Source organism: Paenibacillus tyrphae, from assembly GCF_024158745.1.
Lineage (GTDB): Bacteria > Bacillota > Bacilli > Paenibacillales > NBRC-103111 > Paenibacillus_G > Paenibacillus_G tyrfis_A.
The window spans coordinates 92,084-103,747 of sequence record NZ_JAMZAW010000026.1 but is presented as its reverse complement, the minus strand read 5'-3'; the positions used below and the strand labels follow the sequence as shown (position 1 = coordinate 103,747).

General features: G+C 56.4%; 8 protein-coding genes. 3 read left to right on the top strand and 5 right to left on the bottom strand.

The genetic code is table 11. The annotated features are described in order from the left end of the window. Nucleotides 1-145: 145 nt before the first annotated feature. From NI000_RS30065 to NI000_RS30055, 3 genes are read right to left on the bottom strand one after another with little or no spacing between them, the layout of a single operon-like run. Nucleotides 146-1,015 carry a glycine betaine ABC transporter substrate-binding protein gene (locus NI000_RS30065; protein WP_253415046.1) on the bottom strand — a complete coding sequence of 290 codons (870 nt, stop codon included), beginning with the start codon at nucleotides 1,013-1,015 and terminating at the stop codon, nucleotides 146-148. A 26-nt stretch (nucleotides 1,016-1,041) separates the two neighbouring features. After that, nucleotides 1,042-1,887 carry an ABC transporter permease gene (locus tag NI000_RS30060; protein ID WP_253415039.1) on the bottom strand — a complete coding sequence of 282 codons (846 nt, stop codon included), beginning with the start codon at nucleotides 1,885-1,887 and terminating at the stop codon, nucleotides 1,042-1,044. Continuing rightward, the gene (locus tag NI000_RS30055) at nucleotides 1,877-3,085 is read right to left on the bottom strand and encodes a quaternary amine ABC transporter ATP-binding protein (protein ID WP_054977662.1); all 1,209 of its coding nucleotides are present in this window, start codon (nucleotides 3,083-3,085) and stop codon (nucleotides 1,877-1,879) included. The genes NI000_RS30060 and NI000_RS30055 overlap by 11 nt, the downstream gene beginning before the upstream one ends. 274 nt (nucleotides 3,086-3,359) lie before the next feature. On the opposite strand from NI000_RS30055, the gene NI000_RS30050 reads away from it, so the two are divergent. From NI000_RS30050 to NI000_RS30040, 3 genes are all read left to right on the top strand, one after another. Then, entirely contained in the window at nucleotides 3,360-3,935 is a 576-nt protein-coding gene (locus tag NI000_RS30050; protein WP_253415038.1) for a GbsR/MarR family transcriptional regulator, read from the top strand. A 254-nt stretch (nucleotides 3,936-4,189) separates the two neighbouring features. Next, nucleotides 4,190-6,769, top strand: coding sequence for an Ig-like domain-containing protein (locus tag NI000_RS30045; RefSeq protein ID WP_253415037.1), 2,580 nt, complete (start codon nucleotides 4,190-4,192; stop codon nucleotides 6,767-6,769). Between the two features lie 413 nt (nucleotides 6,770-7,182). Beyond that, the gene (locus NI000_RS30040; RefSeq protein ID WP_253415036.1) at nucleotides 7,183-8,352 is read left to right on the top strand and encodes an MFS transporter; all 1,170 of its coding nucleotides are present in this window, start codon (nucleotides 7,183-7,185) and stop codon (nucleotides 8,350-8,352) included. Nucleotides 8,353-8,422: 70 nt separating this feature from the next. Here NI000_RS30040 and nagZ read toward each other — a convergent pair whose 3' ends face one another. Further along, nucleotides 8,423-10,030, bottom strand: coding sequence for a beta-N-acetylhexosaminidase (nagZ, locus tag NI000_RS30035; protein WP_253415035.1), 1,608 nt, complete (start codon nucleotides 10,028-10,030; stop codon nucleotides 8,423-8,425). Then, a complete protein-coding gene (locus NI000_RS30030) occupies nucleotides 10,020-11,663 on the bottom strand; it encodes a response regulator transcription factor (protein ID WP_253415045.1) in 1,644 nt (547 codons plus the stop codon). The genes nagZ and NI000_RS30030 overlap by 11 nt, the downstream gene beginning before the upstream one ends. Between the last annotated feature and the right edge of the window lies 1 nt (nucleotide 11,664).

Genomic DNA, 11,664 nt, shown 5'->3' with positions numbered 1-11,664 from the left:
TACGATAATTATAGCACATATGTTCGCATACATACACAAGAGACGCTGATTCATCTCCCCCTTATCGAAGAGGGAGTCTTCTCAGCCTTAACGATAAAAAGACCGGAGAACGTCATACGTTCGTCCGGTCTGCTTCGCCTCACCTTTACTTCTTCTTCAAATCTTCGATCGAATTGATCTCCATATACTTCGGGACGACCAGACCGATCTTGGTCCCTTTCAGGTTCGGGCCGAGGTCCTCGAATTTGCCTTTGAACTTCTCGTAATAGTCCTTATGTGTCGTCGGCATCCAAGCGGCAACGATCGCGTCGACGTCTCCGCCGGCGACACCGGCCCACATCGGGCCCGCTTCCACCTGCAGCATGTCCACCTTGTAGCCGAGGCGCGATTCGAGCACCTGCTTGACGACGTTCGTGCTGGCGATCTCCGAATCCCAGGCGACGTAGGCGAGCTTCAGCTTCCGGCCTTCGGCCTTCGGCACGTCCTTCACCCAGCCGTCCACCTTGGCGGCGTTCTCTTTCACCCAATCGGCCGCGGCGGCTTCCGGCTTCTTGCCGTCCATGACCGCCCCCATCACTTTCTCCATGTCAGCCGCAGTCCATTCGAACTTGTCGAGCACCGCATAGGCGGACGGCTCGGCCGTTTTAAGCCCTGTTTTTGCGATCGTATGAATCTCCTCGTCCGCCCCGTAAACGCCCTTCGGGTCCTGCAAATATTTGAGGTCGTATTTGGCGAACATCCAGTGCGGCGTCCAACCGGTAATAATGATCGGCTTCTTCGCTTTATACGCTCTGTCCAGCGCCGCGGTCATCGCCGTGCTAGAGCCTTCCACAAGCTTCCAGTCGGTCAAGCCATAATCTTTAAGCGCCTGGCTTGTTGCCTTCATAATTCCCGCGCCGGGGTCGATGCCGATAATTTCATATTTGACTTGATCCCCCACAAACGCCGAGGTGCCGGAGCTCTTGGCCCCACACCCAACGGCTAGCAGAGCGGTCCCGAGCAAACACAACGTCATCCACAGCAGATTCCGGTTTCGTTTTTTCAATGCTTCTTCTCTCCTTTGGGTTTCATCTTAATCGCATGCTGCGTCAGCCGGTCGAGCACAATCGCCAGAATGACGACGGCAAGCCCCGCTTCAAAGCCTTCGCCCGTCTTAAGCTGGGTAACGGCGCGATACACGTCCGCCCCGAGCCCTTGAGCGCCGATCATCGAAGCGATGACGACCATCGACAGCGAGAGCATGATCGTTTGGTTGATGCCGGCCATCAGCGTAGGCAGCGCCAGCGGGAACTGGACCTTCCACAGCTTCTGTCCGGGCGTCGTCCCGAAAGCGTCGGCCGCCTCGATCAGGTCAAACGGCACTTGGCGGATGCCGAGGTTCGTCAGCCGGATCGTCGGAGGTACCGCGAAAATAACGGAAGCGATGACGCCGGGCACAACGCCGAGGCCGAAAAAGGTAACCGCCGGGATCAAATAAACGAAGGCCGGCATCGTCTGCATGAAATCAAGCAGCGGCGTTAACGTATTCTGCACCGTCTTGTTTCTCGCAGACCAGATGCCGAGCGGTAGGCCGACGATGACCGAGAGGAAAGCCGAGGTCATCACGAGCGCGAGCGTGTCCATCGTATGGTCCCAGAACCCGAGGTTGGCAATCAGCAGCATGCCAAGCAGGCTAAAAATGCCGAGCATGAGCCCTGCCGCACGGTAAGCCAGGAAAGCAACCAATACGATGAGCACCAGCGCAGGCGGAAAATGAAACAACAGCGAAAACAAATTTACCGTTCCTTCGATTAAGGAAGAAATGAAACCGAACAGCCACTCGAAGGTGGCGCCGAGCCAGTCGACGATTCCTTCGACCCATTCGGCAATCGGAAGCTTAGGACCCATCCGTGGTCACCGCCTCTCGAACCCGGTCGTGGTTGCCGGCCAATGCACCGAGCACCGCTCCGCGAATAATGACGCCGAGCAGCCGCCCGTTCTCGGACGTAACAGCCACCGGCACCCGGCTTGTGCTGACGGTATCGAACAGGTCGCTCAGCAGCGTATTAGGCGACACCGTCGGCACCTCGGAAATGATGATCGCATCAAGCGTCAGGTGCTCCCGGATCGCCCGGGCCGCGTCTTCGGCCGTCAACACGCCGATCAACCGCTTGGCGCTGTCTACGACGAACAAGTTAGAGATGCCGTTCTCCCGCATCAGTTCTAGCGCTACGCGCGGCCCCCCGCGATCGTACACGATCGTCTCCGGCCGGCGCATCACGTGCGAGGCGTTCAATACCCGGGACAGATCGACATCTTCGATAAATTTCTCCACATATTCGTTGGCCGGAGTGATCATAATCTCCTCAGGCGTGCCGATCTGGACGATGGAGCCGTCTTTCATCAGCGCGATCCGATCCCCGATCCTCAGCGCTTCGTTCAAATCATGCGTGATGAAAATGATCGTCTTCTTCAGCTTTTCCTGCAGCTCGCGCAATTCTTCCTGCATGTCCTTGCGGATCAGCGGGTCAAGCGCGCTGAATGCTTCGTCCATCAGGAGGACCTGCGGCGAGTTGGCGAGCGCCCGGGCCAGGCCGACGCGCTGCTGCATCCCGCCGCTCAGTTGGTCCGGATATTGATCCGCCCATTCCTCCAGTCCGACCAGGGCAAGCGCTTCGCGCGCTTTTTCCCTGCGGATTTTGGCCGGCACCTTTTGCACCTCCAGCCCGAACTCGACATTCTGCACAACCGTCTTATGCGGAAACAGCGCGAACTTTTGAAACACCATGCTCATCGCCGTCCGGCGGAATTCGCGCAGCCGCTCCTCATTCATCTCTACGATATTTTCACCGCGAAACAGGATGCTTCCGTCCGTCGGTTCAATCAGCCGGTTCAGCAGCCGGATCAGGGTCGATTTACCGCTGCCGGACAGCCCCATAATGACGAAAATTTCTCCTTCTTTAACCGTAAAGCTCGCGCGGTTCACGCCCACGGTCTGTTTCGTCTCCGCAAAGATACGCTTCTTGCTCCAGCCTTGGTTAAGAAGCTCAAGCGCCTTTTCCGGATGCTGACCGAAAATTTTGGTCAAATGCTTTACTTCGATCAAAGCCGTATCCCCCCATTCTTTCGATGCTCTTAAGTTTACAGGTGCGTAGGCCTGCGGGTCAAAAGCGAAATAAGTTTGTTTCGTACGTACAGAAAAAACTTTACAAACGTATCGTACAGAATACTCCCATTTCCTCCGAATTCCTTTCTTGCTAGTAGCTTTACTTTCAAATGCATGTTCAATACAATACAATGAGAATATTTATTTTAGGCAAAGCATTCTGCCGCGGAACGGCTTCTACCGGCGGCAGCATCCGCAGGAGGCATAATTAATTATGAACAACTGGGTTGGGATGACGGAGGAACAAGCTGGCATCGTTCAAAAAGCCCGTAAACGCGTAATCGAATCCATCGGAAAAAATATGGATTTATATGGCGTCACCCTTTCCACCGGCCATTTGTACGGCATGATGTTTTTTCAGGATAAGCCTATGACGCTTGATGAAATGGGCGAAGAGATGGGCATGAGCAAGACGAGCATGAGCACGGGCGTACGTACGCTGACGGACCTCAAAATGGTGCATAAAGTATGGGAAAAAGGCACGCGGAAAGATTTGTACGAGGTCGAGCCGGATTGGTACCAGACGTTCGCGGATTTTTTCGTCATTAAATGGCAGAAATCCATCGAGATGAACGTGCAGGCGCTGCGCAAATCTGCGGCCGAGCTGAAGCGGCTTGCGGAGAACGACCCGGACAACGAAGCGCTGCAAACCATCGTCGCCACCGACACCCGCAAGCTGGAGGAAGCGATCCGCTACTACTTATGGCTCGGACGCTTGATCGATACGTTCGAATCCGGGGAAATTTTCAAGCTGGTGCCGAAGGAGGAGCCGCAAACGGACTCCCATTGATACGCTGTATATGTAGATAAGCCGTGCCGAAGACGAATCGGTACGGCTTTTTCGTGTCCGCAGAAATGTCCCTCCCTGTTCGGTACGATGCGTCATTTTCCGGGAAATAATCCCCTGAATCGCAAGCGAACAAGGAATAAGGCAACATTATCCAACAAAACCCTAAAGATTTTGGCTCAATATGCCGATATATGTACCATTGTCTGACCAGACGAATACAAACGGAACAGGAGTGAAAAAGCTTGCGCTTTAGAATGCAAAAAGTGTTCTTGTTGTTGCTTACAGTCATCTTGAGCACATGCAGTTTTGGCGTCATGAGCGCATCGGCTGCGGATGTCATCACGAAACTGGTTTTGAACAAAAATGAAGTTTCGCTGGACGTGGGCAGCACCGTCAACCTGACAGCCACTGCAATTTACGACAACGGAAAGACGGAAACGGTAACGATCAAAACCGAATGGAATTCCGAAGACCCGAACATCGCCTCGGTGTACGCCGGTGTCATTACGGCCAAAGCGGAAGGCGACGTGATCATTACGGCCAAATATATGACGGAGCAAGTTCCCGTCAAAGTAAAAGTTACCAAACGGGTCAAATCGCTCATCAAAGACAAGCAAAAAATCGATCTGCGCAAAGGGCAATCGGAGCAGATTACCCTGAAAGCTTATTACGACGACGGCGCGTCGGAAGATGTGACCGCGAAAGCGGAATGGACCATCGACAACAGCACCATCGCCACACTCTTTAACGGAAAGGTGACCTCCCAAGGCTCCGGCTCCGGCACCATTACGGCGAAGTTCGGCAATCAATCGGTATCGATTCCGCTGACCGTCGAAGTGGTCAAACGCGTCGATGCCGACAAATCCCGGGTTTCGCTGCTGCTGAACCAATCGGAAACGATCCGGCTGCTCGCCACCTATCCCGACGGAACGACGGAAGATGTGACGGAAAGCGCCGACTGGACATCCGATAACGCGGATGTCGCCGATGCGCTCAAAGGCAAAATTACCGGCTACGGTCCGGGACAGGCGAACATTACCGCCACCTATGGCACAAAAACGGCCAAGATTAAAGTGGACGTCGACAACGCCATCAAGCTAGACCTGAGCAAGCAAAACCTTCTTATGAAGAAAAGCACGACCGAGCAGTTGAAATTGACCGCCACCTATCCGAACGGAAATACGGAAGATATTACCGATCGCGCAGAGTGGTCGTCCTCCGACGATACGATCGTCTATGTCGTCAAAGGCAAAATCAGTGCCAACAAAACGGGCGAAGCGACCGTCAAAGCCAAATACGGCGAGAAAACCGTAACCGCCGTTGTTGACGTAGACGTGCCCCGCCGCCTGGAGCTGAGCAAAGACACGATTACCTTGAACTCGGGTAAATCGGAGCAGCTCACGCTCGACGCCACTTATGCCGACGGCAGTAGCGAAGATGTGACCAGCCAAGCGAAGTGGTCCTCCGACAAGGAAACGATCGCCAGCGTCATTAACGGCAAAGTAACCGCCGTGAAAGCGGGCGAAGCGACGATCACAGCCCAATACGGCGAGAAAACCGTAACCGCCAAAGTGCTGGTCGATATTCCTAACGTACTCGTACCGAGCAAGAAGAAAGTGAATTTCCAAATCGGAGATTCGGAGCAAATTACGCTGAAAGCCGTTTATCCGGACGGCGTAAATGAAGACGGCTTGGAGAAAAAAGCCGAGTGGACGTCCTCGAACGACCAAATCGCCGAAGTGCGCGGCGGGATGATTACGGGGATCGGAACGGGTACAGCCACGATCACCGCGAAGTTCGGCAACCGCTCGACGACCATCCAAGTGTCCGTCGGCGTATTGAAAACGTTGACCGCCGACGCAACGAGCCTGGTTCTGAAAAAAGGCGACACCCGGACGATCAAATTGGACGCGACGTATACGGACGGCAAGACAAACAACGTAGCGCAGGATGCGGAATGGACAAGCTCCAATCCGGCGGTCGCTTCGGTCAGCGAAGGCACGATCAAAGCACTCGCTTCGGGTGAAACGACGATCACCGCGAAAGTCGATGCGAAGACGGTGACGATTACCGTACAAGTCGATATGGCCAGCACGCTGAAAGCGAGCCCGGCTTCCATCCAGATGGACTTGGGCGAAACCCGCACGATCAAGCTGACTTCCATCGATGTCAACGGCAAATCGGAGGATGTGGAAGGCACGGCAGAATGGACCTCGGTGAGCCCGACGATCGCGCAGGTTGAGAAAGGGGTCGTGACCTCCTTAGCCCGCGGCAAGACGACCATCACGGCAAAATTCGGCGGAAAAACCGTAACGATCCCGGTCGAGATCGGTTCTGTAACGGACCTGGTGCCGAACAAGCGCTATATTCCGATGAAAACGGGAGGTACCTTCCAGATTGAGTTAACGGCTACGATGGCGGACGGCACGACAAAAGACGTCTCGTCGCAAGCCCAGTGGAAATCCACCAACTACAAATTGCTCGAGGTGGAGAACGGTCTGGTGAAAGCAATCGCCTCCGGCAGTGCTTCCATCTCCGCCACCTTCAATGGCAAGAGCGTCTCGATCCCGGTCGACATCGACCGTCTCAAATATTTGAAGACGGATGTCGTTACTGCGAACATGAAGCCGGGCGAAACGCTGAATGTCAAAGCGATAGCGACCTTTATGGACGGCTCGGATCTGGACGTGACCGTATCCGGACTTTGGAGCTCCACCAACATTCGGGTAGCCGACGTGAAAGACGGACTGATTAAAGCGACCGGAAAAGGACGCTCCACCATCACTGTTGGCTATGCGAGCAAGAAAACGACTATTGTCGTAACAGTAAACTAGCCGGTATAAAAACAACGTTCGGAACCTCCATAGAGAGGGGGCCGGACGTTGTTTTTTTGTAAAAATTAGTTATAATCATTTCAGGGCCTTGGAGTCCCGGTTCCGCTATGCTAAGGTAAAAGCAATACACGCTTAAAGGGTGACCGAAAGCCAATGATCCACTAATCCTATGCCAAAAAGAAATGATCGTAATCATTACGAGCTTTCTGAATAGGATTCGTGCGGGCTTTTTTATATATACAAATGAAGAACATGGCTTTGCTTTGCCGACGAAGCCGTGTACTTTGATTTGTGTTCGCATGTACGCCTCCTATCCGGAAACTGGATAGGAGGCTTTTTCTATTCCAACCTCGGCCACTCACCTGTTTTCGTAAAATCCCCGGCTTCGGCACGGGCACGCTAAGGAGATCTCTATGTCGCAAATCCATCCTAAAAAAATAATGCCCCTCTTGATGATCAACATGTTCATCGTCATGCTCGGCGTCGGTTTGGTCACGCCCATTTTGCCGGCGCTCATCAACGACTTTGGCGCAAGCGGCCAAACGATCGGCTTCCTGGTGGCCGCGTATGGCATCACGCAATTTGTATTGTCTCCCATAACGGGAAAACTGTCCGATCAATACGGAAGGAAATTGCTCATCCTAACGGGAGTCGCCGTATTCGCCATAGCCAAAATCATTTTCGCTATCGGCAGCGAGCTGTGGATGCTGTATTTTTCGCGGCTTCTGGAAGGTGTGGCGGCGGCCTTGCTTGTCCCTCCGATGATGGCGTACGTGGCCGATATTACAACGACGGAGGAACGGGCCAAAGGAAACGGGATGCTGGGCGCGGCTATGTCCCTAGGCTTTGTCATTGGTCCCGGGCTTGGAGGACTTCTCGCAGGCTACGGGTTAAGAGTGCCGCTTTATGCGGCGGCTGGAGCTGCCGTGCTGGCGGTAGTCATTTCGCTTGTGTGTTTGCCGGAGCCTTTATCGAAAGAAGACATGATCGCTGCGCGGGCCAAGGGAGCTACCAAGCTATCGATGCTCGGACAGTACGCCGACTCGCTGAAATCCAAATATGCGGCCCTGTATATTATCGTTTTTCTCATGACGTTCGGGCTGGCTAGTTTCGAATCCGTGTTCGGCCTATACGTCACGAACCGGTTTCAATTCACGCCCCAAGCCATCTCCGTCATTTTGACGGCGGGTGCCGTAATCGGGGTCGGGATGCAGGCATTGCTGGTCGCCAGAGTGATCAAAGCGCTCGGTGAAAAACGGGTCATCCAAGCGTCTCTTCTTTTCACCTCTTTCGCTTTTGCGGTTCTTCTGCTGGTTCGAAGCTTTTGGACGATTTTTCTGGTTACGTCCTGCATTTTCTTTGCCATGTCCTTGCTGCGTCCTGCCCTGAATACCCGAATATCCAAGATGGCGGGTAACGAACAGGGAGCTGCAGCCGGAATGAACAATGCGTACATCAGTCTCGGCAATATTCTCGGACCATCTTTGGCAGGGCTGCTGTTCGATGTGAATGCAGTATTGCCTTTCCTTGCCGGCTGCTTCATTCTGCTGGTTACTTTTCTCATGACCCTACGGTTGAAGTAGCCTGTTCAGGCTTTCGGCCGCAAAGAAAAAAGCTATTCCCCCATTTCTCCTTGGAGGAATAGCTTTAAGTTTACCCTTCGGACGCTTCCAGCGGCGCCGGCAGCTTGCCTTGAGCGGCTAGCTCGCCGGCCAGTACGCGGGCCAGCGCCTTCATCGCAAACGGCGTATTCTCGTAGCACGCAAGGTAGATTTTTACCCCATCGGGCATGACGCTGATATCGAACGGATTGCGTGCCGCAGCGACGACCAGCTTCGCCTTCGGCAGCGCCGCGAGCGCTTTGGCAAGCTCCACCTGCCCCGGCGAAAACGAGGCATTGTAGGTCACCAGCACGATCTGCTCCGCGTTACGGGAAAGCTCGACCACGCGTGCCTGCTCCTCCGCCGTCGGCTCCACACCGACCCGCTCCTCGCGCACCTGGTAATTCAGCTGCGCCAGCCAGTAGCCTGCCGTATCGCGGCGGGCCAATACCTCGTCGACCTCGGTGCCGACCCGCACCTCCGGCCAGACGACGAGCACCGGCTTCGCCGGGTCAAGCGGCAGCCCGGCTTCGCCCCGCAGCAGTGTCACGCTGCGCTCGGCAATGCGCTCCGCCAGCCGCTGAGACGCCTCGGTCGCCAGGCTCGCGCCCGGCGCCAGCGCCGTACCCGCGACTGCTGCCGACGCGACGCGGCTCTTGAGCGCCAGCAGGCGCTCCACCGAGCGGTCGATCCGCTCCTCGCGGATGCGGCCGCTCTCCACCGCCTGCACGAGCGCGTCCAGCGCCGTCTGCTGCCGCTCGATCCGGTGGCTGACCAGCACGAGATCCGCTCCCGCCTCCACGGCCATCACCGCGCCTTCGGCAATGCCGTAATGCTCGGCAATCGCGTTCATCTCCAAGCAGTCGGTGACGACGACCCCGTCGTACCCGAGCTCCTGCCGCAGCAGCCCGTCGATAACGCGGGACGACAGCGTCGCCGGCAGCCGCTCCGGCTCTACGGCCGGGAACAGCACGTGCGCGGTCATCACCGCATCGACGCCAAGCTCGGCCGCCCGGCGGAACGGCGCCAGTTCCAGCCGGTCCAACCGCTCCCGCGGATGCGGCACGACCGGCAGCGCCGTATGCGAATCCTCGCCCGTATCGCCGTGGCCGGGAAAGTGCTTCACCGTCGCGGCGATGCCCGCTTCTTGATAGCCCCGCACGGCCGCCGTGCCGAGACGGCCGACCGTCTCCGCATCCCCGCCGTATGAACGAACGCCGATGACCGGGTTCAGCGGATTGTTGTTAATATCGAGACACGGCGCAAAGTTCATATTGATGCCCATCGCCTTCAGCTCGCTGCCCGTTACCTTCGCCGCTTCATAAGCCGCCTCGGCATCGCCGGTCGCACCCAGCGCCATACTGCCGGGAATCGGCGTCACTCCCTGATCGATGCGCATCACCATCCCGCCCTCCTGATCGATCGCGATCAGAAGCGGCACGCCTCCATGGGCCAGGGCCAGCTGCTGCAGCGATGCCGACAGCTTCGCTACTTGAGCCGGCTCCGTCAGATTGCGGCGAAAATAAATGATTCCGCCGAGATGCTCCTCCCGGATCAGACGTTCAATATCTTCCGACGGCTCCGTGCCGTGGAAGCCGCACATCAGCATTTGACCGATTTTTTGCCTGAGCGTCAGCTCCCCGATTCCTTTAGACACCATCTGCAACTTCCTCCTCTGTCTCAAGCTCCGCCACGCCCGGCTTGGCCCGTTCCCGGAACTCGGTAGGGGTCATCCCCTCATATTTGTGAAATACTTTAGTAAAATACCGCCGCTCCGCGTAGCCCGCCAGCTTGCCGATTTGGGTAACGCTCTTGTCGCTGTGGAGGAGCAGCGATTTGGCCAGCTCCATCCGTTCGCGCGTCAAGTATTCGAGGAACGTCTCCTGATGATGCTGCTTGAACAGCAGGCTGAAATAGCTGTTGCTGATTCCCAGATGCTGAGCCAGCTCCTCTACGCCCAGATCGCGGGCCACATGCTTCTGAATATACTCCCGGGCGGAAGCCATCAGCAGCTCGGGCGATTTGCGCCGGCCCGTGCTCACCTGCTGGCATTCCCGGATAAGCAGGTGTACGCATTCGACAAGTTCCTTCACGTTTAAGCTATCCTCCAGTTTGGCCCATACGGTCTGCTCCTGCGAGCTTCCGAGCAGCCCGACCGAACGCATTTCCCGCAGCAAATGCAGGCACAGGAAATGCAGCATCTGCTCGGCCCGCATCGAATTGTGGCCGCCGGCTTCCTTGATGCTGCGGCCGAGCTCCTCAAGCGTCTGCTCGATCTTGGCGGAGTCTCCCTGCGTCAATCCGGTGGCGAGACCGTCGGCCAAGCCCCAGAACGAGCTTCCCGTCGCATCCGCTCCGGCCGTTTGCTCGTGAAACAGAATATGCCGGTTCTCCAGCGACAGCTGGAGGCCACGCTGCACTTTGCGGTACGCGTCCGCCAGCTCTTCCGCCGCAAGCGGCGACGGGTATACCCCGACGCTGACGGACAGTTTGACGTACCGCTCCACCGCTTGCTGCACCTGCTCCGACCATGCCCTCAGCCGCTCCGTGGCGGTAACGGAGACCGCCATCGCTTCCGCCGGCGGTCCTGTCACCGGAAGCGGAATAAGCACGCACCATTCCCCTTCCCGCGTCAGCAGCACCGCGTATTCGGCAAGCTCCGAGCTGAGCGCGTCCTGCAGCACGTTGCGCACGGCAAAATGCACCAGCTTGCGCTCACGTTCGTCCTGGCGCGCGATCTGCGAATAATCGTCCAGATCGACGAGCAGCATCCAATAGCGCTGGTCGAGCCAAGAGCGGTCCCCCTCTTCGCGAAGCCGGTGCAAGGGAAACGACGTATAGTCCATCAGCAGATCGAGCAAAATTTTTTCGTAAGCCAGCTCGGACAGCTCCCGCCATTTGGCCGTTTCCTTCAGCTCGTTGACCTTGATTTCGCGAATGCCTGCGGCCGTCCGCTCGATAACCAACTGCAGCTCTTCGTAATCGATCGGCTTCAGGATATAGTCGCGCGCGCCATACTTGACAGCGGAACGGGCGTAGTCGAATTCCTGGAAGCCTGTCAGCATAATAATTTCGCCCTCGTAGCCGGACTCTCTCAGCTGCCGCAGCAGCTCGATGCCGTCCATAACCGGCATGCGGATATCCGACAAAATGAGATCCGGCTTCCCTTCGCGGGCCAGATCGAGCGCTTTGGCCCCGTTGGCCGCCGTGCCGATCAGCTCGATGTTCATCGCTTCCCAGGGAATGACCTTCTCCAGATTGCGGACGATATTGATTTCGTCGTCCACCAGCATG

What these genes read in the sequence shown, in the direction of transcription:
- NI000_RS30065 (WP_253415046.1), bottom strand. Translation starts at nt 1,015, where the DNA reads ATGACGTTGTGTTTGCTCGGGACCGCTCTGCTAGCCGTTGGGTGTGGG.
- NI000_RS30060 (WP_253415039.1), bottom strand. Translation starts at nt 1,887, where the DNA reads ATGGGTCCTAAGCTTCCGATTGCCGAATGGGTCGAAGGAATCGTCGAC.
- NI000_RS30050 (WP_253415038.1), top strand. Translation starts at nt 3,360, where the DNA reads ATGAACAACTGGGTTGGGATGACGGAGGAACAAGCTGGCATCGTTCAA.
- NI000_RS30045 (WP_253415037.1), top strand. Translation starts at nt 4,190, where the DNA reads ATGCAAAAAGTGTTCTTGTTGTTGCTTACAGTCATCTTGAGCACATGC.
- NI000_RS30040 (WP_253415036.1), top strand. Translation starts at nt 7,183, where the DNA reads ATGTCGCAAATCCATCCTAAAAAAATAATGCCCCTCTTGATGATCAAC.
- nagZ (WP_253415035.1), bottom strand. Translation starts at nt 10,030, where the DNA reads ATGGTGTCTAAAGGAATCGGGGAGCTGACGCTCAGGCAAAAAATCGGT.
- NI000_RS30030 (WP_253415045.1), bottom strand. Translation starts at nt 11,663, where the DNA reads ATGCTGGTGGACGACGAAATCAATATCGTCCGCAATCTGGAGAAGGTC.